Below are 23,373 nucleotides of genomic sequence, written 5' to 3'. Positions count from 1 at the left end.
TGTTGCAACAAAGAACTGTAACAGGCTTGAGCGGCATTTTTTATAACACGACTTACAATATAACCGTAACTGAATTTTGATGCGTTTGAATAGAAAATTACTACTGCTGCTTCTGATTTGCTCCGGCTTTCATTTTCAATTATTGGCACAGCAGACCGACACCATAAAGCCTGTTTCGATTGACCCGGAACTGGAAGCGATCATGAACTCCAAAGTGCCGAAAGAATATATTATTGCGGGCATAACAGTGAGTGGTTCCAAAACATTTGACTCAGCATTATTGGTTTCCATTACCGGTATGGGCGTTGGCGACAGAGTGTATCTGCCGGGTGGCGACCTGTTCAGTAAAGCCATTGCTTCGATCTGGCGCCAACAATATTTTGATGACGCCTCCATTTTTATTACACGTGTTGATGGAAAAGATATTTATATCGAGATCTCTGTTACAGAGCGTGCAAGATTAGGGAACTTCTTTTTCAATGGTATTAAAAAAGGAGAGCAGGATGAACTGAAAGAAAAAGTTGGACTAACACCCAACAAAGTAATAACGGAGAACCTCAGACGCACCAGTATTGAACGCATTGAGAAATTCTATACAGAAAAAGGATTTCGCCAGGTTGATGTAACGATCACTGATACGAAGAACGCAGTGAATCCTAATTTCATTGATCTTACCTTCAATGTAAGTAAAGGGAACAAAGTAAAAATCGAACAGGTTTTTATCAGTGGTAACGAAGTAGTGTCGGATCTGCAGTTGAAGAAACAATTGAAAGGAACGAAAGAGCGGATGCGGTTTACCTTACACCCCGTCGATCAAAAACCACTTTACGGACCGAAAGATTCTGTGACCTTCAAACAATTCATGAAAGACCGTGGGTTTCTTTCGCTTTCCAAAGTGAGGGATTTTGTAGATCCATGGTTCCGTATCAAGTTTTCGGCCGCCAAGTTCAATCAAACCAAGTATGTTGAAGACCAGGAAAAGCTGCTGGCCTATTATAATAAGCTGGGTTACCGTGATGCGGTAATTGAAAAAGATACCACCTATTATAACAGTAAAGGAAACCTCATTGCAGAATTGAAAGTGGATGAAGGACGCCAATACTATTTCGGAAACATTACATGGAGAGGAAACACAAAGTATAACGACTCAACATTAAATACGATCCTTGGCATTCAACGTGGTGATATCTATAACCTCGAAACACTGAATTCAAAACTCGGAAAACAGTTATCTGCGGAAGGTGGCGATATCAGTGGTTTATATATGGATGATGGTTATCTCTTTTTCCGTGTAGAACCGGTTGAAACAAAAGTGTACAACGATACCATCGATTACGAAGTACGTATTTCAGAAGGCCCACAGGCAACGATCCGTTCCGTGAATATTACAGGCAATGATAAAACCAAAGAGTATGTAATTCGTCGTGAATTGCGTACTGTGCCGGGTGAAAAATTCAGCCGTAGTGATATGATCCGTTCGATCCGTGAATTATCGGCACTCAACTATTTCAATCCTGAGAAAATTAATCCCAACCCTGTTCCTAATCCTGACGATGGAACGGTAGATATCAATTATTCACTGGAAGAAAAATCAAGTGATCAGCTGGAGTTAAGTGCCGGCTGGGGTGGATTGATTGGTTTAACCGGAACATTGGGTGTTACCTTCAACAACTTTTCTACCAAAAACCTGTTCAAAAAATCAGCATGGCAACCATTGCCAAGCGGTGATGGACAACGTTTATCATTACGTATTCAGTCGAATGGCCCATCGTTCAGTTCACAAAACTTTTCGTTTACTGAACCTTGGTTAGGCGGTAAAAAACGTAACAATCTTACAGTAAGTTTATTCCGCACAAAATTGTCGAATGCATTTGATCCGCTTACGGGATTGCCAACACGCCAACGGGCCAATAACCAGTTTTTGCAAACATTTGGCGCCAGTGTTTCGTTAGGTAAACAATTGAAATGGCCCGATGATTATTTCAACCTGATCACATCGGTTAACTACACACAATATAAGTTGAAGGATTATCCCATCTTCCCTGAATTAGATAGCGGTACTTCCAACAACGTCAATGTTCGTTTTCAAATCATTCGTTCAAGTGTAGATCAACCAACCTTTCCACGTTCGGGTTCAACGTTTTCTTTAACGGCTACATTTACGCCGCCATGGAGTTTGTTCCGTGATGCAAGTAAGTATAGCGATCCGGCGGAGAGATACCGTTTGGTGGAATATCATAAATGGCGGATGAACTATGAATGGTTTATTCCGATCGGTAAACCGGCAGGTGCAGAAAAGAACCGCCAGTTTGTACTAAAAGCTGCAGCGAAATTCGGTTTCTTAGGAAGATATAACAGAGATCTGCCGATCTCTCCATTCGAACGTTTCCAGGTGGGTGATGCAGGTTTGCAAAACAACTTTGGTATTATTGGTTTCGATATCATTGCACATAGAGGTTACCCTGTGTACGATAATTCTGATCCACGGATCAACAATCCGAATCAAACATCGGCGAGCCAGTTCTTTACCATCTTTAACAAGTACAGCATGGAGCTTCGTTATCCATTGAGTACAAACCCAAGCAGTACCATTTTTGCATTGGCCTTTTTTGAAGCAGCCAATGGATGGTATGATGTGAAGGATTACAACCCATTCAAATTGCGCCGCAGTGCCGGTTTGGGTATGCGTTTCTTTCTGCCAATGTTTGGTTTGCTTGGATTTGATTATGGGGTTGGTTTAGACAGAACATCACCCGGTGCAAGATTCAGGGATATTACCCGCTTTACCTTCATGCTTGGGTTTGAACCGGAATAAACAACGTTTTGCCACCAGAACACATCATGTATAAAAACAAGTATATGAAAACATTCCTTCTTGCCGCCTTCAGCTTTATGCTCACGGCTTTTACAGCCAACGCACAGCGTTATGCTATTATTGATACCAAGTATATCCTGGATAAAATTCCGGAGTACAGAGGTGCTAATACAAAACTGGAAGAGATGGCTGATGCCTGGCAAAAAGAAATTGACCTGATGCAGGCCGATCTGGATAAAATGTATCGCCAACTGGAAACAGAAAAGGTGATGCTTACTCCTGAGTTGCTTAAAAAAAGAGAGGATGAAATTTTCAATAAAGAAAAGACAGTGCGTGATCTGCAACGCCGTCGTTTTGGATTTGAAGGCGACTACTTCCGCAAAAAGCAGGAATTGGTGAAACCCATACAGGATAAGGTTTACAACGCCGTTCAACGATTGGCAACTGAAAGATTATACGATTTTATTTTGGACAAAAGTGAAGGAATTACCGTTATATTTGCCGACCCTAAACTGGACAAAAGTGATGATGTGCTGAAGATTCTGGGTGTTAAACTTTAATCAAAACCACACACTGACACAACCAAAAGGGATCGTAAGTACACTTTATTTAAAAACAAACAAGCAAATGAAAAAAGTTATTGTTCTGGCAGTGGTGGCAATTATGGGAACTACTGTAGCAGTGAATGCACAAAAAATTGGTCATATCAATACCAATGATTTACTGATGGCGATGCCTGAAACCAAAAAGGCACAGGATAAATTGAAAGGCGTTCAGGATTCGCTGAATGTAGTGTATGGTGAACTCATTAAAGAGTACCAGGAAAAAGACAGCATTATCCGTGTTGATTCAATTAAATGGACCCCAGCTATCAAACAAATTCGTTTCAAAGAATTCCAGGATCTGGCTGATGGTGTACAACAATACTCAACTACAGCACAACAATATTTGCAGGCAAAAGAGCAGGAAATTTTTGCTCCCGTACAAAAACTTGCATTGGAAGCAATCCAGACAGTAGCAAAAGCAAACAACTATGCCTATGTTGTTTCGAGAGAAGCGTTATTGGTTGTTCCAACTACAGACGATCTTCTTCCATTGGTAAAGAAGTTTTTGAAAATACCTGAAACACCGGCGAAGTAATTAATCGCTTTCATTTACAATATTGATCCCTCGATTTATCGGGGGATTTTTTTTGTGCTTACATTAGCGGCATGCACACAGGACCTATCGGCATATTTGATTCGGGTTACGGCGGTTTAACCGTGATGAAGGAAATTGTGGAACAGTTACCGCAATACGACTATTTGTATCTTGGTGATAATGCACGTGCACCTTATGGTACACGAAGTTTTGAAACGGTGTATCGCTACACATTGGAATGTGTGGAATGGTTTTTTAAACAAGGATGTCCATTGGTGATACTGGCATGTAATACTGCTTCTGCAAAAGCATTGCGTACCATTCAGCAAAATGATCTGCCGCATCTGAATCCAAACAACCGGGTGTTGGGTGTAATACGCCCAACTGCCGAAGTGATCGGACAGTTCAGTAAAACCGGAAGTGTTGGGGTACTTGCAACAGCCGGCACCGTGCAATCGGAATCGTACGAAATTGAGATCAATAAGTTTTATCCGGCGATCCATGTTGTTCAACAGGCTTGTCCTATGTGGGTGCCGCTTATTGAGAACAATGAACATGAAAGTGAAGGGGCTGATTATTTTGTAAAAGAATATTTGAATGAATTAATGCAGCAATCCGTTTCCATTGATACAGTGTTGCTGGGTTGCACACATTATCCCTTGCTCAGTAAAAAAATTAAACAGTATTTGCCTGCGGAGGTCAACTTGCTTTCGCAGGGAAAGATTGTGGCAACCAGCTTGGCCGACTACCTGCAACGACATCCTGAGATGGAGGAGCGGTTGACGAAGCACGGCAAAAGGCAGTTTTTCACCACTGACTCAGCTACTGATTTTGACAAACATGCCAAGCTGTTTTATGGAACGGATGTTCAAGCGAAGCATATTGAGCTTTCAAGCTGATCATCCTCTCCGGGGCATCAGGTTACTATCAAGGGATTGCAGCAATTGATGTTGAGGATGAGCCACTCTATCCTTCGACAGGCTCAGGACAGGCTTGGGACTCACCATATTAGATTTTTCTTGCCTCAAACCCTGTGTTTTCGGGCAGTTTCCCCTACCTTTGCCGTCCTTTCACAAACAGCGGGAAGTGGTGTTCTCACTGCGTGATCTGAAATTTCCGGTTTCTCCCCGGTATTTTTAAAGAAGTAAAACAGCAAACAATGCCAGGAAAAAAACGTACATACCAGCCTTCAAAGCGTCGCAGAAAGACCACACATGGTTTCCGCAGACGTATGCAGGATGCTAACGGCCGCAAGGTGTTAGCAAGCCGTCGTGCAAAGGGCCGTCATAAGCTCACGATTTCTGATGAGCGTGGCGCTAAGAAATAAGCACTATTCATTTGAAGAAGATATTTTGAGTCTCCCGTTAATGCGGGAGACTTTTTTATTTAATCCCATGCCATAAAGGGGAGTTATTTTTGCTTCTGTAACAGTTGGAAAAAACAATACGATATACACTCGGTAAAGAGGAGCGCCTCAAAAGCCGCAAGCAAATTGAGCACTTGTTCAAAGAAGGGAAATCATTTTCCGTTCCGCCGTTACGTGTATATTATACTTCCTGCCCGTTGCCTATTGACGATTGTTCCTTGCAGTTTGGTGTAGCTGTTGGGACCAAACATTTTAAAAAAGCAGTTGACCGTAACCGTGTGAAGCGATTGATCCGTGAAGCATGGCGGTTACAAAAAAATAAGCTGAAGCAACAATTGAAAGAAGAGAACAGTCAACTGCATGTGTTTTTTATTTTCACAGGAAAAGAAGTGCCCGATTATAAATTGATTGCAGAGAAAACAATAATAGCGTTACAAAAACTTGAACAACTGAGTGTGCAGTCAACATCATAATACAGCCACCTCTACTTCAGGCAGGATCAAAACGATCCTGAGTTTTCCGTTTATTTTATTGATCCGTTTTTATCAGTATGTTATCAGTCCGGCCATTGGTCCAAAGTGCAGATATACACCTACCTGCAGCCAATATGGAATTGAAGCATTGAAAAAACATGGACCTATAAAAGGCTTGTGGTTAACAATGAAACGCATCGGCCGATGTCATCCATGGGGAGGAAGTGGTTACGACCCTGTTCCTTAAAATAAATACGCCATCACTGCTTCATCTACATACTGATCTTTACTTTTTAAATACGTGTATTTTTTCAACACACCTTCGTGGTGAAAGCCTGCTTTTAGATAAAGTTGAATTGCTTTTTCATTGGAAGTAGAAACGGTTAACTCTAATCGAATAAAGCCTTGTTGCTTTGCATAGTCAATGATCTCTTTCATCATTTGCAAACCATGTCCTTTGCCTGCATGCTCGGGATCAATGGCCACACCGCCTAAGTACGCAATGTGTGCATTGCGATGGTGTTGTGGCATCAGTTTAAACATACCAACATCGACCCCATTTACTTCAAAAATGTACAGCACGTTTTTGTGCAGCAACTCATTGAATACAGAATGGAAATCATCCTGCTGCATGTATTCATACAACAGGTACGGATTTACCTGCGGATGCATATACAGATAATACAGAAAATTAAAATCGTTACCGGTTGCTTTGCGTATCATTTTACACTGTTACGAATTGTGAAATTAATTACTTTGCAAGTGTATAAAGCAAAAATCATGGCAAAAGAAAAAGTACGCTGCAGTTGGTGTTTGAAAGATGACTTGTATAAGAATTATCATGATGAAGAATGGGGAACGCCGCTTCACGATGATCAACAACTTTTTGAACTGCTTTGCCTTGAAGGGGCACAGGCTGGACTTAGTTGGTACACCATTTTGAACAAGCGTGAAAACTACCGCAAAGCGTTTGATGGATTTAATGCAAAGAAAATGGCGAAGTACAGCGATAAAAAAATAGAAGCGTTGTTGCAGGATGCAGGTATTGTACGCAACCGTTTAAAAGTGAATGCTTTTGTACAAAATGCAAAAACATATCTCGCCATACAAAAAGAGTTTGGCAGCTTTGACAACTACATCTGGCAGTTTGTTGGCGGCAAACCAATTGTAAATAACGTGAAGACGATGGGTGATGTGCCTGCAAAAACAGAACTCTCCGATACCATGAGCAAAGATCTATTGAAACGTGGGTTTAAGTTTGTTGGCTCAACGATTTGCTATGCATTTATGCAGGCGAGTGGCATGGTGAATGATCATGCAAATAATTGCTGGAAGAAGAACCGCAGATGATGGGATGAAATGATGCAAATGATCTGATTGATAATTAAAAGGCTCGCCAATTATGGCGAGCCTTTTAATTATTACAAAGTATATTCTTTCTTATTTACCGAAGCGTTCTGCTACTTTACTCCAGTTTACTACGTTCCAGAATGCAGCCAAGTAATCAGCACGGCGGTTCTGATACTTTAAGTAGTAAGCATGCTCCCACACATCAGCTCCAAGGATCGGTGTGCCTTTTACTTCGGCCACATCCATCAATGGATTATCCTGATTAGGAGTTGATGAAACTTCCAATTTGCCATCTTTCACGATCAACCAGGCCCAGCCACTTCCGAAACGTGTCATACCTGCTGCTGCAAATTTTTCTTTGAATGCATCGAACGATCCAAAAGCAGCAGTAATTGCATCAGCCAAAGCACCTGTTGGTGTGCCGCCTGCATTCGGTGCCAATGATTCCCAGAAAAATGTGTGATTCCAGTGACCACCACCATTGTTACGTACAGCAGGAGAAATACTGCCGGCTACTGCTACCAGTTCTTCCAGCGATTTGCTTTCGTGCTCAGTACCTGCCACTGCTTTGTTGAGATTATCAACATAAGCCTGGTGGTGTTTACCATGATGTATTTGCATAGTGGTTGTGTCGATATGGGGTTCCAATGCATCATGCGCATACGGAAGAGGTGCTAATGTAAATGCCATGTTCTGTAAGTTTTAAAATTTACGAAATTGTTAATTGGAAGGCAAAGGTACAAACAGATAATTTAAAATGCAGATGGATTAAGTAGATGGCAATTAGCATGCCGACAAGTTTTTTAGGGTTGCCAACCTTGCAATTTGTAATTAAGTGGTGCAACTCATGAAAGATTGGCAACCCATACAAAAAAGAAAGGAACGCACTGCTGCATTCCCTTTCTCCATAGAGGACACTTGGGTTTATTGAGAACAGTACCAGCTGATACGGTCCTGTGCGGCAAAATAGCTTAGCCAGTAATCTTCCACATCAATGGCCATTAATGCACCACGGCTCCGGTTATATACATTTTTAAGTCCGTAGAAACTGAGGTCACCATACAAAACATCACCGGTGTAGGGACGGAACGACCAGTTTTCAGCAACGGTGTACCCGTTACGTGTTTCAATTACAAAGTAGTTACAATCGAAATCAGCAAACACAACCACACCCCGTTCCTTTTGTAACCATACTGATTCGTCAATGGGTGCTGTTGGCAGATCAGCTTTGCGACAAGCCGTAAGCAACAACATGCTCAGGATAACAAAACCAATGCTTTTTTTCATATGCTTATGCAGCCGTTGCTTTACAGCTACAACCATATAGATGGCTGCAAAAACCGGAAGTTGTAAGAGGAGGTAAAAAGGTTTTGTTAAAGAAAGCTATTGCCGAAATGCTGAAGTTTATTTTGCAAGACGGTTGAGCTTTTTCCCTTTCTCAACAAAGGTTTCTACAAGCCCTCTTGTTTCAAGATCGAGACGGATGGAGATGGTGTACCAGGGAATCGATTTGGTAAAGCCCGGCATTTGTTTGCGGATGATCTTTACCACGTCATCCGTTAATTCAGAAAACGTTTTACCCTTACTGCCTTTGAGACTTTGCAGAATGGCCGCTTTGAACGGTTCGTAAATAGCGGCATCAAATTTCCGTTCTGTTCCTGTTACAGGATGTGTAACTGTGATTGTTTTAGCAACTGCTTTTGCCATGGCTATCGTTTTGCTGCAAAGAAATCTTTCATTAAACGGGCGCACTCGTCTTTTAAAATTCCGGTGTTTATTTCTGCCTTTTGATGAAATGGAGATTCATCTTTCGTAATGCGTTTGTGTCCGTTCTTTTCATCGTCAGCTCCCCATACAATGCGGGTCAGTTTGCTCCAGTATAACGCACCTGCACACATCAAACAAGGTTCAACCGTTACATACAATGTTGCACCTGGTAAATATTTTGCACCGATATGACTGAAGGCTGATGTTAACGCAATCATCTCCGCATGTGCTGTGGGGTCATTGAGTTTCTCCGTCATGTTATGACCACGTGCAATAATTTTTCCTTCCATTACCACTACGGCACCCACCGGTACTTCGCCTTCTTCATAAGCGATCACTGCTTCTTTAAGTGCCTGTTGCATGAAATATTCGTCCGTCATACAGCGAAGGTAGCTATTCATTTACGTAACAGAAAGAACAGGAAGCTTTGGTACATTTGTAGAAAGGGGACCATCCTTCATCGATTGCTTTAAAATTATCAAAACCGGAAGGCCATTCATGAATTCATATCAATCCATATACGATGCACAGGTTGCTTTCTACAAATCAGGTGCAACCCGTTCGCTTGCCTTTCGCAGGCAACAGTTAAAAAAACTGGAAGCCGTTTTACGCAACAATGAAAAAAAGATCGAAGAAGCATTGTTGAAAGATCTGGGTAAGCATGCACAGGAAGTTTATATGACAGAGCTTGGTCCTGTGTATGAAGAGATCCGTGTGCAGTTGCGGGGCGTTCGGCAGTGGATGCAGCCACAATTGGTTGATACGCCATTGTATCTACTTCCCTCAGTTACAAAAATGTATCCTGAACCTGTTGGGAATGTATTGGTGATATCACCCTGGAATTATCCTGTGTTGCTCACCTACCGGGCAGTGGCAGGTGCTATTGCTGCGGGTAATACAGTGCTCATTAAGCATTCGGAATTAAGTGCACATACATCTGCCGTACTGGAGCAACTCATCAATGAAAATTTTGAAACGGAATTTATACATGCAGTTGCAGGCGAAGGTGCAGTGGTTGTTACAGCATTGCTTGATCAGTTTCATTTTGGGCATGTGTTTTTTACAGGAGGTACAGAGATTGGAAAAAAGATCATGGCGATGGCGGCAAAACATTTATCACCGGTATCGTTGGAGTTGGGCGGAAAAAGCCCGTGCATTGTAGATGCAAGTGCCGATCTGAAAATGGCAGCGAAACGAATTGTATGGGGGAAGTTGCTCAACTGCGGGCAAAGCTGTGTGGCTCCGGATTATTTGGTGGTGCATGAAAGTGTAAAAGATAAACTGATCCACAGCATTATTGGAACAATTGAACAATCGTATGGTACAGACCGTGCAGCAAATGATAATTATGGATGTATTATCAATGCAAAACGGTTCCAGTCCATTGTAAAATATTTGAAAGAAGGAAAGATCGTATATGGAGGTGATGTAAATGAAGCAAGCAGACATATTGGTCCAACCATCATGGATGAAGTGAAACCAGATGCAACAGTAATGAAAGAAGAAATATTCGGTCCGGTATTGCCGGTGTTTTCTTATAAAGAAAACAGTGAAGTGTTGCAATTGATCGCTTTGAATCCAAATCCGTTGGCGGTATATGTATTCAGCACCTCCAAAACAAACCAGCGCTTCTTTATTGAGAATATCAGTTTCGGAGCAGGTTGTATCAACGAAACCATCTATCAATTGGGAAACCATAGTATACCATTTGGAGGAATTGGTACAAGCGGCCATGGCGGACATTTGGGTAAATTCTCATTCGATACATTTACACATTACAAAGGTGTTGTAAAAAAAGCCAATTGGTTTGAACCATTTTTCAGGTATCCGCCGTTTAACAGATCCAAACTTCGATTATGGCGTTTGGCATTGGGAAGAAAATAATACAGCATGCGTAAACTTAAACGTGTTACCGTTGTTTTATTGATGATCGCTATAGTGGCGATGAGTTATTTTTTTTATGTAAACCGAAACAGTGCAGGTATGACAACAAGACAAAAAGTATTAAAAGCAGTTTACCCGGCATGGATATTTTTTACAAAACTGATTGGTAAAAACACCGATGCGTTGGCAAATGAACACCAGAAGCCGGCCGTTCCGTTCCATTCACTCAAGGGTATTTTGAACAATGGGACTACGTACGACTTTTCATCCTTGAAAGGAAAGAAAGTGTTGTTGGTAAATACCGCCAGCAATTGTGGTTACACCGGGCAGTATGATGAGCTGCAACAGCTCCAGAAAAAATTTGAGAATAAACTGGTGATCCTCGGTTTCCCTGCCAATGATTTTAAAGAACAGGAAAAAGGAAGTGATGAAGAGATCGCACAATTTTGCAAAGTCAACTTTGGCGTTACATTTCCGTTGATGAAAAAAAGTTCGGTTGTAAAAAGTGAAACGCAGAACGAAGTATTCAAATGGCTTACCGATTCAACCAAGAATGGATGGAATGGGAAACAGCCAAGCTGGAATTTTTCGAAGTACCTCGTAAACGAAGAAGGAATTCTTACGCATTATTTTGATCCTTCTGTTTCTCCAACCAGTGAACAGATGTTGAAAGAAATCGAACAATAGCTACATGACAGAGCAGCACAGTAACCTCCGGCTTGAAATTGCCAATAGTATTACACACGGTATCGGAATTATTTTTGGTATTGCTGCGCTGCCGGTATTGAGTGCAATTGCTGCGAATAAAGATCATACCGTTGCTGTTGTTGGCGCAGCCATTTATGGATTCTCGTTTATACTTCTGTTTACATTCTCAACGCTGTACCATGCATTTCAGAATCCAAAAGTGAAAGCTGTGCTGCATGTATTCGATCACATCAGTATATATTTTCTAATTGCAGGAACATACACTCCTTTTCTGTTGAACTACATGTTAAACACAACCGGCATTGTAATGCTGAGTGTATTGTGGGGACTCACATTGATCGGCATCTCCTTTAAAATATTTTTTACAGGCAGGTTCAATTACATCTCAACAGTCATTTATCTCGGTATGGGTTGGATCTTATTGTTCAGCGGCCGGCAGTTTTTTGCAGCTATTCCAGGCCCCGTTTTAACTATGATCATTATTGGCGGTTTACTGTACAGCATCGGTGTTATTTTTTATCTCTGGGAAAAGCTGCACTATCATCATGTTATCTGGCATTTGTTTGTACTGGCGGCTGCTATCTGTCATTATGTAGCTGTATTGTTGATGGTATAAATTTTTGGTTGTCATCGTTCAACTATCATTCACCGCCATTGGCGACGCTCCGTTCATCATTAGAATAACAATGAAACAACTTCCAACACATAATCCCGATCTACCGTTTATTAAAGATGGTTGGCATGGTAATCTGTTGAATGAAAAACAACAGTACATCAATCTGGATGGACCATCAGAACGAAGTGTAAGTGAATTATTCAAATGGCAGGTGGAAGCGAATCCACTAAAGCCGTTGAAGAAAAAACAACAGCCGAATGTAGAGGTGATAATCAATCCAACGCTTACAAGCAATCGGGAAGATGGGATTGTATGGTTGGGGCATGCAAGTTTTCTGTTCACAGTCAGCGGTAAACATTTTATTACTGATCCGGTATTGTACAATGTTGGTCCGGTAAAACGATTAACGCCATTGCCATGTGATGTTGCAGATCTCAAGCACATCGATTATATTTTGCTGTCGCATAATCATCGTGATCATTGCGATCAGAAAAGTATGCAACAGTTGTGTACATTAAATCCATCCGCCATTATTCTTACAGGTTTAAATATTGCGCCTTTATTACGTAGCTGGGAAATTACCAACCCTATTGTTGAAGCTGGTTGGTATCAACGCTATCAGTTAGAAACAGATGTTGCGGTTACCTACTTACCTGCCAAACATTGGAACAGACGTGGACTCAATGATATGAATAATATGTTGTGGGGAAGTTTTATGCTGGAAGGCAATCAGCGAAAGATCTATTTTGGTGCCGACAGTGGTTTGGGCATTCACTTCAGCGAAATTGCCCAGCTCTTTCCCAATATTGATGTGGCCTTGCTGGGCATCGGCGCATACAAACCTGAATGGTTTATGCATACGGCACATACAAGTCCGGCAGATGCATTGGTTGCTTTTGAACAATTGCAGGCAAAACAATTGATTCCCATGCATCATGCTACATTTGATTTGAGCGATGAGCCCATCTTTTATCCGAAGCAGGAGTTGCTCTTGTTGCAGGAGCAATTGGGCGTTGCTGCAGTCAATCATCTTTCTATCGGAAACAAATTACAGTTGTAGTATCTTACTGCAAACAATTCATCATGTTCAGCAAAACCGATATTGAACAATACTTTTCCGCAGAGAAACAAGGCAGCCTGTTTTTTATAGCAGTTGGTATAGTGGCAGTTATTGCTGCTATCATTTTATTTTTTGTGCTGAAAACGCCTTTCTTTAAAGGTGCTGCCATTCCGATGATCGTTGTGGGTGTTGTTGCCGGCAGCATTGGCTTTACCATTTATAAACGAAGTGATGATGATCGAATCCGGAATGTATATGCTTACGATTTGAATCCCGGCGATTTGAAACAAAAGGAATATCCTCGTATGGAGAAAGTAATGAAGAGTTTCCGTGTTATTCTGATCGCTGAAGTTGTGTTGTTACTCGTTGGAATTTCTCTCTTCTTCTACTTCCGAACAAATGCTGCACAACAATTGTGGAGTGGAGTTGGTGCCGGGCTTTTTATCATGGCTGTTGCTGCATTGGTTTTGGATATTGCTGCTGAACGAAGAGCAGCTGTTTACACAAAAGGACTTGAAAGTTTCGTGCGTAAACAAACTTAATGCGATGAGACTGCTTTCAATCCAATAATGGAAGCGATCAATGTTGTAATAAAAAACAGTCGCCAGAAATCGGCGGGCTCTTTAAAGAAAATTATTCCCATAATGACTGTTCCAACTGCACCAATGCCTGTCCAAACTGCATAGGCTGTACCAATCGGTAATGTTTGCGTGGCTTTATACAATAAAAACATGCTGATGCTGAGGCAAACAAAAAAGCCAACCATCCAGTACAAAGATGTATTGCCGCTTGTTGCTCTTGCTTTCCCAAGACAGGTAGCAAAACCAACTTCAAATAAACCTGCAATGATGAGGAGGAACCAGTTCATGATGGTGATGTGTGGGTCGGGGCGCTCAAAGCGACCTGAACCCTTATTCTAATTTGAAACTAATTTCAGGATCAATTGCAGTTTCTGAATGGTGAATGATGTCCGAAACCGTTAGTCCCGTGAATGAAAAAAATAATTCTTTATTACACAAAGTTCCGTTTCTTTTATCACAGTAATCAAGATGTGATGAATATTTCCAATCGTTCAGATCTTTAACCAAATCTGCTGCCAGGGGATTCTGATGTATGTAAAAGAAGCAGTGCTCAAGATAACTGACTTTGTGATTGTTTATTTCTTCCGCCAATAACTTGGCCTTTGTCTTTTGTTGAAAAAGCGAACCACTGGTTTTATTTGCCTTGTTAACAGCTTGCGTGTAACTGCTGAGCAGCATTCCAATTTTGTAAGCAAACTCCTGCATTGGCTTTCCTCCAAATGAATTACGTTCTTTTACACTTTGTTCGTTGGCCTTTATCAAAATATGAAAGTGATTTGGCATCAGACAGTATGCAAGAATATCGGCAACAGGCAGTAGTTGCTCCCGGATCTTTTTAATAAAGAAAACATAGTTGTCATCATTAAAGAAAATAGATTGCTTGTTATTCCCTCGGTTATAGATGTGATAAAATTCACCTTCTTCCAGATGCATTCAAACGTGTTTCTGTTAAGATACAAAAATGAAACAAAAAAAATAATGGAAGAATTCAGGCCGCTTTGAGCGTCCCGACTCAGACAACGGTTCAGGTCGCTTTGAGCGCCCCGACCCTTAATTCACCGGGCACTTCTCGTGGTAGTTGATCAATTCAATTTTCGAAGGAGCAAATTCAAAACCGCTGAACTTTACAACGATCTCATCTAACACCGCATCTATTTCTTCAACCGTGTTCAGCGTAACTAATTTGCCACGATATTCTTTAATGTTAGGAAGGCCTTTCAGATAATTGGCGTAATGACGACGCATTTCGAAGATGCCCACTTTCGGTCCTTTCCATTCGAAAGATTTATGCAAGTGTTTGCGACAAACTTCAACCCGTTGCTCAATTGTTGGTGGTGGAAGATGCTCTCCTGTTTTTACAAAATGTTTGATCTCGTTAAAGATCCATGGGTAACCAATGGCTGCACGACCGATCATCACGCCATCAACGCCATAACGGTTTTTGTACTCCACTGCTTTTTCAGCACTGTCGATATCACCATTGCCAAAAATCGGGATATGAATACGTGGATTGTTTTTCACTTTAGCGATGAGTGTCCAATCGGCTTCACCTTTATACATCTGGCTACGTGTACGTCCGTGAATACTCAAGGCTTTAATACCAACATCCTGCAAACGTTCAGCCACTTCTTCAATGTTCTTGGTATTGTCGTCCCAGCCCAATCTTGTTTTTACAGTAACAGGCAACGAAGTGGAGTTAACAACGGAGGCGGTTAACCGCACCATCAGGTCAACATCTTTCAACACACCGGCACCCGCACCCTTCATCGCCACTTTCTTTACGGGGCAACCGAAGTTGATGTCAACCAGATCAGGATTTACGGTTTCGCAAATACGTGCACTCATGCCGAGCGCTTCTTCATCACCACCAAAAATCTGAATACCGAATGGACGTTCCTCTTCTTCAAAATCGAGTTTCTGGCGGCTCTTGATGGCATCACGAATCAATCCTTCACTACTGATGAATTCACTGAACATCATATCGGCACCATTATCCTTGCAAACAGCACGGAATGGAGGATCACTCACATCCTCCATCGGAGCAAGGAGGAGCGGAAACTCAGGAAGCGATATGTTACCTATCTTTACCACTTTATAAAAACAAGCTGCAAATTTAGTCAGTTTTCACCAGTTATTATGTACGAAAATCAATATCAGCGCAAGTTAGAACCACCAATCGAGTTTTTGATCCTCATCGGTATCTGGGTAGGATGTTTTGTGATCGGCAGTGCAGCGGCCATTCCTATCTGGATCGGTATGACGGGCAAGTCGTTGTTTGACATGCAAAAAGAAATGTTCAATCCTGCAAACGTGGATGCCGTAAAGGTGATGCAGGTAGTTTCGACCATCATCATTTTTTTTATTCCTGCTTTTGTAACGGCACGTATTGCCAGCAAGCAACCATTTGAACGGTTAGGGTTTAAAAAAGGATTGCATATTAACCGGGCAGTTACTGCGATACTGATCATGTTATGTGCGTTGCCCTTTGTTGGTTTTTTAGCAGAGTTGAACAAAGCCATTCCCATTACTGCATCTATGAAAAAAATGTTTGATGGCATGGAATCGCAATATGCAGAACAGGTAAAGCTGATGGCGACATTTAAAACTCCTGCTGATTATGTAATTGCATTATTCATTATTGCCCTGATGCCTGCGATTGTGGAAGAGGTGTTTTTCAGAGGTGCCATGCAAAGCATTTTTATGCGTTGGTTTAAAATTCCCTGGCTGGTGATCTTTATAACCGGATTTATTTTCAGCGCCATCCACTTTTCCTGGTATGGATTTATACCACGTGTTGCTTTGGGAATGGTACTCGGTTATATTTTTTATTACACCGGTAATTTATGGTACAGCATCATTGCACACTTTTTTAATAATGCGTTGATGGTAACAATTCTGTATTGGCAATACACAAAAGATAAAAAGATCGATATGGAAGTGGGTGATAGTGCGCCTTGGTGGGCAGGAGTCATCAGTGCGGCGATATTGGTGGGCCTGTTTATTTTATTAAAAAAACTGACGGCAACAAAAGTATATCCCGACAGTATTGCTGCTGTACAAAACAACTCATCGCCCAACCAATATCTTAAATAACAAATTCATTCATGGCGTTTAACTGGCAAACATTCCGCACACGTGCACTTACAGCTTTGCTGTTTGTTGCAATTATGCTTGTTGGCTTGTTGTGGAATAAATGGAGTTTTCTGCTGTTGTTCAGCATCATTCATTTTGGTTGCTGGTTCGAATACCAGAAACTGGTGGGTCTGATCGACAAAGGATATCAAACCATCAATCCATTTCATAAGTATGGTGTAATGCTGGGCGGTTATGGACTGCTGTTATTCTTTACCAACGATTGGTTTGTTACGGACAAAGTATCGCTTCATTCGATTGGTTGGGTATTAGCGTTGATCGGCTTGTTGATCATCCCTTTAAGTGAGTTGTTGTTTTCCAAACATTTTAATTTTAAATACATCGCCCATTCAGTATTCGGACTGATCTATATTTCATTTAGTTGGGCATTGTTGCTCAGTCTTCGAAGTGGTGCAATGTGGATGCCGCAAAATGGTGACGATTGTAATGCTGATGCATTTTCGATAATCTCATTTTCATTAGCAGAAATAACAGGCTTTGTAGTTCCATTAATCATAATCGGTTCAATTTGGGTAAATGATACCATGGCATACATTGTTGGTTCATTGATTGGCAAAACACCATTAAGTTCCATTTCTCCTAAAAAAACATGGGAAGGAACAATTGGCGGATTCATTCTTGCAGTTATAGTGATGGGTATAATTGGTCATTTGATGCAGCCATACTCCGCAGGTTTATGGGCCGCTATAGCAGCAGTGGCAGCCATAGCCGGAACCTTTGGCGATTTGCTGGAAAGTAAATTGAAACGATTGGCTGCCGTAAAAGATAGTGGTAGTTTTATGCCGGGTCATGGTGGTTTTCTCGATCGCTTTGATTCTTTATTACTGGCAACACCTTTTGTATGGATCCTCTTAAAACTGATAAACTGATGATACGTATTTGTGTGATACTGGTTTTGGGGCTGCTACTCTCTTGTAAAAATAAAAAGCAGGAGGGTGCTGCAACACCTGTTGTGCAGGAACAAAAAAATGTATCAGAAGTAGAAGAAGTAACAGCTGCTGTTAGTGCATTGTTGCCGTTGCCCAGTTCGTATCAGTTGAAACGTGCAAAAAAATGGCACGATGTATCCGGTGAAAACTGGCTGGTGTTGTATGAAACGGGAGCATACATTGAAAAAGGACAAACGGATGCGTCGGCAAAACTATCAGCTGTGCTGTATCAAAAAACAGATAGTGGGTTTGTGACGAAGTGGAAGATGAAGGACAATATCACGAATTGTGGACTGGACATTACCTGTACATTTTATGATGATCATTTGTCGATCACCGATCTCGACAGCAATGGTATTGCTGAAATAACAATGGTGTATGCGTTGAGTTGCAAGGGCGATGTGAGTCCGAATGAAAAAAAGCTCATCATGTATGAAGCAGGAAAAAAATATGCGATCCGTGGTGAGGAATTAATGATTCTGCAGAACGATACTATTGGCGGAAGCTGGAAAGCCGATACCGCCTTCAGCGATGCGCCGAAAGCATTTCTTTCATTTGCAGTGGAGCATTGGAAGAAGTTTGGCCAGCAACAATACCAGTAGCCCGATTCTTTGTACTTTCGCAGCTCAAATCAGTTACATGACCATTCACAGAGAAGGATTCAAAAGTATTTCCATTGCAGCCGTTTTATTTATCGTTATCAACCTGCTGGTGTTCAATTTTGTAAGCCCGGGGTTGCCCATATTATCCTGGCTCATTTTTGCAGTAACCTTATTTTTCTTCCTGTTTATTGTTTCCTTCTTTCGTATTCCGAAGCGTAGTACACCACCCAACGAACATGCGATCTACAGTCCCTGCGATGGCAAAGTGGTAGTGATCGAAGAAATAACCGATGTTGAATATTTCAAAGACAAACGCATTCAGTTAAGTGTGTTTATGAGCCCGGCGAATGTACATGTGAATGTAAATCCTATTGCAGGTGAAGTGAATTATTCGCAATACCACAAAGGTAAATACCTCGTTGCCTGGAATCCGAAATCATCCACCGAAAATGAACGTCATAGTGTGGTGTTGAGTAACGATCGTATTGTGATCCTTGTAAAACAAATTGCAGGAGCTGTTGCCAAACGCATCGTAAACTATCTCCAACCCGGACAAAAAGTAGAGCAGGGCGGTGAACTTGGTTTTATCAAATTCGGTTCACGTGTAGATCTGTTGTTGCCTCCCGGTACAAAGATCAATGTAAAGTTGAATGAGAAAGTGCAGGCAGGCGTTACGGTGCTGGCTGAATATTGATGGTGAGGGGTGAGTATTGAATGGTCAGTGTTTCGGTTCTATTATTCCTGAAAGAAGTATGAACCGCTACGCCGAGGTCGGTGTCCCCACCGACCGCAATCAAAATGTCTGATACTAACTATAAAGGACACCGAAATTCCTATACAGAGTTAAGTGCTGTTTATTTCTGGACAATCACAATCAGGAATTGGGCACATCTTTTAAAAGAAGACGCATACAAAGAAATAATTATCTCCAGTTTTAAATGGCTATGCGATAAAAAATTGGTTGAAATTTATGGGTATGTGATAATGCCGAATCATATCCATCTTCTGTGGCAACAATTTGCCATGAATGGAAAAGAGTTTCCCAAGAATAGCTTTGAAAAATTCACTTCTCATCAATTTCAAAAAAAGCTGGTAGCAGAAAATCCAGAGAAGCTACTTCAATTTTCTGTTTCAGCATCAGATCGAAAGTATAATTTTTGGCAACGAGATCCACTGGCTGTGCATATTTTCAGCAAAGATGTCGCAGAGCAAAAGTTGAATTATTTACATTACAACCCTTTGCAAGATCATTGGAACTTATGTCGATTACCAGAAGACTATCGATTTTCATCAGCAAGATTTTATGAATCAGGGTTTGATGAATTTGAAATTCTTACGCATTATATGGATGCATTTTGATTGAGTTCGGTCGGTGGGGACACCGACCTCGGCGTGTAGATTAGTTCACTATCGGAGACCCACTCGCTTCACCACTCACTAAAATATCTCCTCCAATTCCCTCAAATGCGTAATCACATACGTTGGCTTTATTCCTTTCAACTCTGCATTGATATGATTCACAAAAATCGAATCCATTCCTGCGTTAATGGCGCCTTTAATATCGGCATCTAAATTATCACCGATCATAATGCTTTGTTTTAACTCAGCACCGGTAATACGAAGGGCGTATTCAAAAATTTCTTTGTTTGGTTTTACACTGTTGCTGGTTTCGCTGGTGATCACTTCTTCAAAATATTGTCCCAGTTTGCTGTTGTCTAATTTTCGCCATTGTGTTTTTTCAAAACCATTGGTAATGAGGTGAAGCTTGTATTCCTTCTCTTTTAAATGTTGCAGAATTTCATGGGTATATGGAAACAGGTTTTGTTTTGTGGGTAATACCTCAAGGAAATAGCCGCTCATTTTACGAGCCAGTTCTTCGCTGCCATTTTTAAATTCAAGTAAGGTGCGCCACATCCGTTTCCACTTCAGTTCCTCGGCTGTAATGTATCCGTGATGATAGCGATCCCATAGTACAGCATTGTGGTGCAGGTAGTGTTTGCAAAACAGATCAAAGTCATTGATGCCGGCTGTTTGCAGATCGAGATCCTTATATACATCCGCCAACGTTTCCATAGCATTGGCATCAAAATCCCAAAGGGTATGGTCGAGGTCGAAAAACAAGTGACGATAGTTCATAATTGCAAAATACGAAGTACAAAGGTAGAGGTACGGTTTAGAGCAAAAAAAGTTCGTACTTCGTACCTCAAACTTTTTTTATGAACGTTGTAATAACCGGTGCATCAAGAGGAATTGGTAAAGCCATCGCCGAAATTTTTGCGGCGAACGGGCATGCATTGTATCTCAGTTCGAAAAGTGAAGTAGCGATCTACAAAACCATGGCCGAGTTGCAGGATAAATATCCCGGCATAAAGATCAAAGCCAAAGCAAGAGATCTCAGCAAACGGGAGGAAGTTGATAATTTCGGAAAATGGGTGCTCGACAATAGTTTCAACATTGATGTGTTGGTAAATAACGCCGGTAATTTTTTACTTGGGAGCGTACATAACGAAGAAGACGGTTTTCTGGAAGAAATGATCGCTACCAATTTGTACAGCGCCTATCACCTTACCCGAAAGTTATTGCCGCAGATGATGAAACAAAGTCCTGTAAGTGGTTCACGTGGCCACATTTTCAACATGTGTTCCATTGCTTCGTTGCATGCCTATAACAACGGCGGTGCCTACAGCATCAGCAAATATGCCATGCATGGGTTCAGTAAAAATCTGCGGGAAGAAATGAAACCGCATCTGATCAAAGTAACTTCTGTTTTCCCGGGTGCCGTATTGACTGATTCATGGGGCGATTATGATAATTCTACCAAACGGATCATGGAAGCAGACGATATTGCCAAATTGGTATACGCCAGTTCACAACTTTCGCCACAGGCCTGTGTGGAAGAAATCACCATCCGGCCGCAGTTGGGGGATCTTTGACCGCTGATGAGATGATGATTTGATGATTGGCCACAGATGGACGCAAATAAATACAGATTTGCCTGTTGCTTATTGCCAATTGCCTGTTGAACACATCATTCATATCAATCAATCAATTAAATCAACGGTCGTTTTAACATCAACTTACATCAACGGCATCTGCTCAACGCCACTCTTCCGCTAATTTTGTACACGCATGTTACAGCAACGGTCATATGGTTTTGTATTAACAGTGTTTCTGCTGTTGCAGGTTACAGTTGTATCGGCGCAGGTAAAATTCTCTGTGATACCCAGTAAAACAGTGGTACAGTTGAATGAAACCATCCAATTGCAGTTTGTAGTGGAAGGCGCCAGCCAGATCGATGAATTTACGGCACCTTCGTTCCGCAACTTTGAACAAGTGACCGGGCTCGATCAAACAAATGGATGGACATGGATCAATGGTGCATTAACAGAATACGTTACCTACAGCATATTACTTCGCCCAAAAATAAAAGGCAAACTACCTGTTGCATCGGCTGTGGTAAAAGTAAAAGGACGGGTTTATACATCTTCTCCGTTTATGATTGTGGTAGCAGATGCAAGAGTATTGGAAGAAGAGAAGCCAGATTATTATTTGCGACCCGGTGAAAATGCAAAAGAGAAAATTGAAAAGAATTTATTTATTAAAGCCACGATCGATAAACGAACCTGCTATGTTGGAGAACCCGTGTTGGCAACCTTCAAATTATTTACACGGCTCGACAGCGAATCGAAAATTGTAAAACGTCCATCGCTCAATGGATTTTCGGTAGTAGACATGGAACGGCCGGAGACGGGTATTTTTTCAAAAGAAATGTACAATGGGAAACTCTACAACTGTTATCTCATCCGTAAAGTGCAGTTGTATCCGTTACAAGCCGGACAGATAACCATTGAGCCGGTTGAAGTAGAAAACCTGGTGCGGATGATCAGGGCACGAACACGCAGTACAAAAGAAACCGGCAGTTGGTTAGATGCGGTGATGGAAAAAATGAAAGAGGCTGAATTGGAAAATGGTGATATTGTTGAAGAGCGTATTGTGTTACGAAGCGATTCATTGCAGGTGAATGTGCTGGAACTGCCTGAAAAAAGCAAACCTGAAAACTTTAATGGCGCTGTTGGTCAGTTTAAGATGGATGCAACATTGCTAAATACATCCATTGCCGCCAACGATAATGCCACCTTACGTATTACCATTAAAGGCAAAGGCAATTTGCCCATGATCACAGTGCCAACGATCAGCTGGCCCTCGGGTGTCGATTCATTTGATGCAAAACTAACAGAGCAGATCGATAAACATTCATCGCCCATCAGCGGAAGCAAAACATTTGATATTCCGTTCTCTGTTTCCAAAACAGGATTGTTCAATATTCCATCCATCCGGTTTTCGTATTTCGATGAACAAACGAAAACCTATCACACCATTTCAAGCGACAGTTTGCAATTAAATGTAACGGCAGCGGTTAAGCGTAAAACGCCGGTGTTTCAGGACGTGCCGATCGTTGAAGATGGAACGCCACGTTGGGTGTGGGTTGCTGGTGTTGGAAGTGGATTGCTCGTATTGATCGGTGGCATCTTTTTCATGCAACACAAAAAGGAAACGAAAGTTGCAGCACAAGCAATTGTTGAAGAAGTGCAGGAAGATATGCAGCCACAAAAAACAATCGAAGCGTATTTGCAACCGGCGGCTTATGTGCAGCAAGGTCTTCAACCCAAGCAGTTTTATTCGTTGCTGTTACAAGGCCTTCAGGATTTTTTAATGGAACGATTGGATTTGACGGCAAAAAACATCAGTAATGTACAATTAGTGCATGCATTGCAACAAAAAAACTGGCCCGACCTTGCAACAGCGTTCAGTCAAATTTTCCAGTTATGTGAGTTGGCTTTGTTTAGTCCGATGGAAGTAACAGATAACAGGGAACAACTGATGGAGCAATCAAAAGAACTAATGCAGGAAGTTGACAGAAGAATATAA

General features: G+C 41.5%; 29 protein-coding genes. 20 read left to right on the top strand and 9 right to left on the bottom strand.

The window, feature by feature from the left end; all coding sequences use genetic code 11:
* Nucleotides 1-79: 79 nt before the first annotated feature.
* The 7 genes from WG989_RS04075 to yidD all read left to right on the top strand — a co-directional run bounded on the left by WG989_RS04075 (nt 80) and on the right by yidD (nt 6,041).
* Nucleotides 80-2,815, top strand: a complete 2,736-nt coding sequence (locus WG989_RS04075; protein ID WP_340427545.1) for a BamA/OMP85 family outer membrane protein — start codon at nt 80-82, stop codon at nt 2,813-2,815.
* A gap of 44 nt (nt 2,816-2,859) precedes the next feature.
* Nucleotides 2,860-3,375, top strand: coding sequence for an OmpH/Skp family outer membrane protein (locus tag WG989_RS04070; RefSeq protein ID WP_340427544.1), 516 nt, complete (start codon nt 2,860-2,862; stop codon nt 3,373-3,375).
* A 67-nt stretch (nt 3,376-3,442) separates the two neighbouring features.
* On the top strand, nt 3,443-3,955 hold the full coding sequence (locus tag WG989_RS04065) for an OmpH/Skp family outer membrane protein (RefSeq protein WP_340427543.1): 513 nt from the start codon (nt 3,443-3,445) through the stop codon (nt 3,953-3,955).
* Between the two features lie 71 nt (nt 3,956-4,026).
* On the top strand, nt 4,027-4,854 hold the full coding sequence (gene murI, locus WG989_RS04060; protein ID WP_340427541.1) for a glutamate racemase: 828 nt from the start codon (nt 4,027-4,029) through the stop codon (nt 4,852-4,854).
* A 260-nt stretch (nt 4,855-5,114) separates the two neighbouring features.
* Nucleotides 5,115-5,282, top strand: coding sequence for a 50S ribosomal protein L34 (rpmH, locus tag WG989_RS04055; protein WP_340427540.1), 168 nt, complete (start codon nt 5,115-5,117; stop codon nt 5,280-5,282).
* Nucleotides 5,283-5,386: 104 nt separating this feature from the next.
* A complete protein-coding gene (gene rnpA, locus WG989_RS04050) occupies nt 5,387-5,794 on the top strand; it encodes a ribonuclease P protein component (RefSeq protein ID WP_340427539.1) in 408 nt (135 codons plus the stop codon).
* Nucleotides 5,775-6,041 (top strand): membrane protein insertion efficiency factor YidD, encoded by a 267-nt coding sequence (gene yidD, locus WG989_RS04045; protein WP_445298472.1) that lies wholly within the window; start codon nt 5,775-5,777, stop codon nt 6,039-6,041. The genes rnpA and yidD overlap by 20 nt, the downstream gene beginning before the upstream one ends.
* On the opposite strand, the gene WG989_RS04040 is transcribed toward yidD, so the two are convergent.
* Complete coding sequence (locus WG989_RS04040) at nt 6,038-6,517, bottom strand: GNAT family N-acetyltransferase (RefSeq protein WP_340427538.1); 480 nt, start codon at nt 6,515-6,517, stop codon at nt 6,038-6,040. The genes yidD and WG989_RS04040 overlap by 4 nt on opposite strands.
* Nucleotides 6,518-6,574: 57 nt before the next feature.
* Here WG989_RS04040 and WG989_RS04035 point away from each other — a divergent pair, with 57 nt between their 5' ends.
* Nucleotides 6,575-7,144 (top strand): DNA-3-methyladenine glycosylase I, encoded by a 570-nt coding sequence (locus WG989_RS04035; protein ID WP_340427537.1) that lies wholly within the window; start codon nt 6,575-6,577, stop codon nt 7,142-7,144.
* Between the two features lie 90 nt (nt 7,145-7,234).
* Here the strand turns inward: WG989_RS04035 and WG989_RS04030 are convergent, their stop codons facing one another.
* The 4 genes from WG989_RS04030 to WG989_RS04015 form a co-directional block, all read right to left on the bottom strand.
* On the bottom strand, nt 7,235-7,834 hold the full coding sequence (locus WG989_RS04030) for a superoxide dismutase (protein WP_340427536.1): 600 nt from the start codon (nt 7,832-7,834) through the stop codon (nt 7,235-7,237).
* A gap of 234 nt (nt 7,835-8,068) precedes the next feature.
* Complete coding sequence (locus tag WG989_RS04025; protein ID WP_340427535.1) at nt 8,069-8,431, bottom strand: hypothetical protein; 363 nt, start codon at nt 8,429-8,431, stop codon at nt 8,069-8,071.
* Nucleotides 8,432-8,548: 117 nt separating this feature from the next.
* A complete protein-coding gene (locus WG989_RS04020) occupies nt 8,549-8,851 on the bottom strand; it encodes a DUF6958 family protein (protein ID WP_340427534.1) in 303 nt (100 codons plus the stop codon).
* 2 nt (nt 8,852-8,853) lie between these two features.
* Nucleotides 8,854-9,291, bottom strand: coding sequence for a nucleoside deaminase (locus WG989_RS04015; protein ID WP_340427533.1), 438 nt, complete (start codon nt 9,289-9,291; stop codon nt 8,854-8,856).
* A gap of 118 nt (nt 9,292-9,409) precedes the next feature.
* Between WG989_RS04015 and WG989_RS04010 the strand changes: the two genes are divergently transcribed.
* From WG989_RS04010 to WG989_RS03990, 5 genes are all read left to right on the top strand, one after another.
* Nucleotides 9,410-10,795: an aldehyde dehydrogenase family protein gene (locus WG989_RS04010; RefSeq protein WP_340427531.1), complete on the top strand. Its 1,386-nt coding sequence runs from the start codon at nt 9,410-9,412 to the stop codon at nt 10,793-10,795.
* A 6-nt stretch (nt 10,796-10,801) separates the two neighbouring features.
* Complete coding sequence (locus tag WG989_RS04005; protein ID WP_340427530.1) at nt 10,802-11,482, top strand: glutathione peroxidase; 681 nt, start codon at nt 10,802-10,804, stop codon at nt 11,480-11,482.
* Nucleotides 11,483-11,486: 4 nt separating this feature from the next.
* Nucleotides 11,487-12,119 (top strand): PAQR family membrane homeostasis protein TrhA, encoded by a 633-nt coding sequence (gene trhA, locus WG989_RS04000; protein ID WP_340427529.1) that lies wholly within the window; start codon nt 11,487-11,489, stop codon nt 12,117-12,119.
* 70 nt (nt 12,120-12,189) lie between these two features.
* A complete protein-coding gene (locus WG989_RS03995) occupies nt 12,190-13,179 on the top strand; it encodes an MBL fold metallo-hydrolase (protein ID WP_340427527.1) in 990 nt (329 codons plus the stop codon).
* Between the two features lie 23 nt (nt 13,180-13,202).
* Complete coding sequence (locus WG989_RS03990; RefSeq protein ID WP_340427526.1) at nt 13,203-13,721, top strand: hypothetical protein; 519 nt, start codon at nt 13,203-13,205, stop codon at nt 13,719-13,721.
* Here WG989_RS03990 and WG989_RS03985 read toward each other — a convergent pair.
* The 3 genes from WG989_RS03985 to dusB form a co-directional block, all read right to left on the bottom strand.
* Entirely contained in the window at nt 13,718-14,047 is a 330-nt protein-coding gene (locus WG989_RS03985) for a DMT family transporter (protein ID WP_340427525.1), read from the bottom strand. The two genes, WG989_RS03990 and WG989_RS03985, sit on opposite strands and share 4 nt — an antisense overlap.
* A 43-nt stretch (nt 14,048-14,090) precedes the next feature.
* The gene (locus WG989_RS03980) at nt 14,091-14,693 is read right to left on the bottom strand and encodes a hypothetical protein (protein WP_340427523.1); all 603 of its coding nucleotides are present in this window, start codon (nt 14,691-14,693) and stop codon (nt 14,091-14,093) included.
* A 117-nt stretch (nt 14,694-14,810) separates the two neighbouring features.
* Nucleotides 14,811-15,851 carry a tRNA dihydrouridine synthase DusB gene (gene dusB / locus WG989_RS03975; RefSeq protein ID WP_340427522.1) on the bottom strand — a complete coding sequence of 347 codons (1,041 nt, stop codon included), beginning with the start codon at nt 15,849-15,851 and terminating at the stop codon, nt 14,811-14,813.
* 45 nt (nt 15,852-15,896) lie between these two features.
* Here dusB and WG989_RS03970 point away from each other — a divergent pair, with 45 nt between their 5' ends.
* The 5 genes from WG989_RS03970 to WG989_RS03950 all read left to right on the top strand — a co-directional run bounded on the left by WG989_RS03970 (nt 15,897) and on the right by WG989_RS03950 (nt 19,803).
* Nucleotides 15,897-16,853: a CPBP family intramembrane glutamic endopeptidase gene (locus WG989_RS03970; RefSeq protein WP_340427520.1), complete on the top strand. Its 957-nt coding sequence runs from the start codon at nt 15,897-15,899 to the stop codon at nt 16,851-16,853.
* Between the two features lie 11 nt (nt 16,854-16,864).
* Nucleotides 16,865-17,782, top strand: coding sequence for a phosphatidate cytidylyltransferase (locus WG989_RS03965; RefSeq protein WP_340427518.1), 918 nt, complete (start codon nt 16,865-16,867; stop codon nt 17,780-17,782).
* The gene (locus WG989_RS03960; RefSeq protein ID WP_445298482.1) at nt 17,782-18,444 is read left to right on the top strand and encodes a M949_RS01915 family surface polysaccharide biosynthesis protein; all 663 of its coding nucleotides are present in this window, start codon (nt 17,782-17,784) and stop codon (nt 18,442-18,444) included. The genes WG989_RS03965 and WG989_RS03960 overlap by 1 nt, the downstream gene beginning before the upstream one ends.
* 37 nt (nt 18,445-18,481) lie before the next feature.
* Nucleotides 18,482-19,138: a phosphatidylserine decarboxylase family protein gene (locus WG989_RS03955; RefSeq protein WP_340427516.1), complete on the top strand. Its 657-nt coding sequence runs from the start codon at nt 18,482-18,484 to the stop codon at nt 19,136-19,138.
* A gap of 104 nt (nt 19,139-19,242) precedes the next feature.
* The gene (locus WG989_RS03950) at nt 19,243-19,803 is read left to right on the top strand and encodes a transposase (RefSeq protein ID WP_340427515.1); all 561 of its coding nucleotides are present in this window, start codon (nt 19,243-19,245) and stop codon (nt 19,801-19,803) included.
* Nucleotides 19,804-19,881: 78 nt separating this feature from the next.
* On the opposite strand, the gene WG989_RS03945 is transcribed toward WG989_RS03950, so the two are convergent.
* The gene (locus tag WG989_RS03945; protein WP_340427514.1) at nt 19,882-20,580 is read right to left on the bottom strand and encodes a YjjG family noncanonical pyrimidine nucleotidase; all 699 of its coding nucleotides are present in this window, start codon (nt 20,578-20,580) and stop codon (nt 19,882-19,884) included.
* Nucleotides 20,581-20,660: 80 nt separating this feature from the next.
* Between WG989_RS03945 and WG989_RS03940 the strand changes: the two genes are divergently transcribed.
* Entirely contained in the window at nt 20,661-21,377 is a 717-nt protein-coding gene (locus WG989_RS03940) for an SDR family oxidoreductase (protein ID WP_340427513.1), read from the top strand.
* Nucleotides 21,378-21,573: 196 nt separating this feature from the next.
* Nucleotides 21,574-23,373 carry a BatD family protein gene (locus WG989_RS03935; protein WP_340427512.1) on the top strand — a complete coding sequence of 600 codons (1,800 nt, stop codon included), beginning with the start codon at nt 21,574-21,576 and terminating at the stop codon, nt 23,371-23,373.

Origin of the sequence: Lacibacter sp. H407, assembly GCF_037892605.1 — a bacterium.
Taxonomy (GTDB): domain Bacteria; phylum Bacteroidota; class Bacteroidia; order Chitinophagales; family Chitinophagaceae; genus Lacibacter.
Note: the sequence above shows the minus strand (reverse complement) of the source record. Positions and strands in the feature narration are given on the sequence as shown.

Bases quoted from the DNA above. Each gene is read 5' to 3' on its own strand.
- WG989_RS03935 (WP_340427512.1), top strand. From the start codon at position 21,574: ATGTTACAGCAACGGTCATATGGTTTTGTATTAACAGTGTTTCTGCTG.
- trhA (WP_340427529.1), top strand. From the start codon at position 11,487: ATGACAGAGCAGCACAGTAACCTCCGGCTTGAAATTGCCAATAGTATT.
- WG989_RS04010 (WP_340427531.1), top strand. From the start codon at position 9,410: ATGAATTCATATCAATCCATATACGATGCACAGGTTGCTTTCTACAAA.
- WG989_RS03985 (WP_340427525.1), bottom strand. From the start codon at position 14,047: ATGAACTGGTTCCTCCTCATCATTGCAGGTTTATTTGAAGTTGGTTTT.
- WG989_RS03990 (WP_340427526.1), top strand. From the start codon at position 13,203: ATGTTCAGCAAAACCGATATTGAACAATACTTTTCCGCAGAGAAACAA.
- WG989_RS03960 (WP_445298482.1), top strand. From the start codon at position 17,782: ATGATACGTATTTGTGTGATACTGGTTTTGGGGCTGCTACTCTCTTGT.
- WG989_RS04025 (WP_340427535.1), bottom strand. From the start codon at position 8,431: ATGAAAAAAAGCATTGGTTTTGTTATCCTGAGCATGTTGTTGCTTACG.
- WG989_RS03945 (WP_340427514.1), bottom strand. From the start codon at position 20,580: ATGAACTATCGTCACTTGTTTTTCGACCTCGACCATACCCTTTGGGAT.
- murI (WP_340427541.1), top strand. From the start codon at position 4,027: ATGCACACAGGACCTATCGGCATATTTGATTCGGGTTACGGCGGTTTA.
- WG989_RS03955 (WP_340427516.1), top strand. From the start codon at position 18,482: ATGACCATTCACAGAGAAGGATTCAAAAGTATTTCCATTGCAGCCGTT.
- WG989_RS03980 (WP_340427523.1), bottom strand. From the start codon at position 14,693: ATGCATCTGGAAGAAGGTGAATTTTATCACATCTATAACCGAGGGAAT.
- WG989_RS04040 (WP_340427538.1), bottom strand. From the start codon at position 6,517: ATGATACGCAAAGCAACCGGTAACGATTTTAATTTTCTGTATTATCTG.
- WG989_RS04020 (WP_340427534.1), bottom strand. From the start codon at position 8,851: ATGGCAAAAGCAGTTGCTAAAACAATCACAGTTACACATCCTGTAACA.
- WG989_RS03995 (WP_340427527.1), top strand. From the start codon at position 12,190: ATGAAACAACTTCCAACACATAATCCCGATCTACCGTTTATTAAAGAT.
- WG989_RS04005 (WP_340427530.1), top strand. From the start codon at position 10,802: ATGCGTAAACTTAAACGTGTTACCGTTGTTTTATTGATGATCGCTATA.
- rpmH (WP_340427540.1), top strand. From the start codon at position 5,115: ATGCCAGGAAAAAAACGTACATACCAGCCTTCAAAGCGTCGCAGAAAG.
- WG989_RS03965 (WP_340427518.1), top strand. From the start codon at position 16,865: ATGGCGTTTAACTGGCAAACATTCCGCACACGTGCACTTACAGCTTTG.
- WG989_RS04070 (WP_340427544.1), top strand. From the start codon at position 2,860: ATGAAAACATTCCTTCTTGCCGCCTTCAGCTTTATGCTCACGGCTTTT.
- WG989_RS03970 (WP_340427520.1), top strand. From the start codon at position 15,897: ATGTACGAAAATCAATATCAGCGCAAGTTAGAACCACCAATCGAGTTT.
- WG989_RS04075 (WP_340427545.1), top strand. From the start codon at position 80: ATGCGTTTGAATAGAAAATTACTACTGCTGCTTCTGATTTGCTCCGGC.
- WG989_RS03940 (WP_340427513.1), top strand. From the start codon at position 20,661: ATGAACGTTGTAATAACCGGTGCATCAAGAGGAATTGGTAAAGCCATC.
- WG989_RS04065 (WP_340427543.1), top strand. From the start codon at position 3,443: ATGAAAAAAGTTATTGTTCTGGCAGTGGTGGCAATTATGGGAACTACT.
- WG989_RS04015 (WP_340427533.1), bottom strand. From the start codon at position 9,291: ATGACGGACGAATATTTCATGCAACAGGCACTTAAAGAAGCAGTGATC.
- WG989_RS04035 (WP_340427537.1), top strand. From the start codon at position 6,575: ATGGCAAAAGAAAAAGTACGCTGCAGTTGGTGTTTGAAAGATGACTTG.
- WG989_RS04030 (WP_340427536.1), bottom strand. From the start codon at position 7,834: ATGGCATTTACATTAGCACCTCTTCCGTATGCGCATGATGCATTGGAA.
- WG989_RS03950 (WP_340427515.1), top strand. From the start codon at position 19,243: ATGTCTGATACTAACTATAAAGGACACCGAAATTCCTATACAGAGTTA.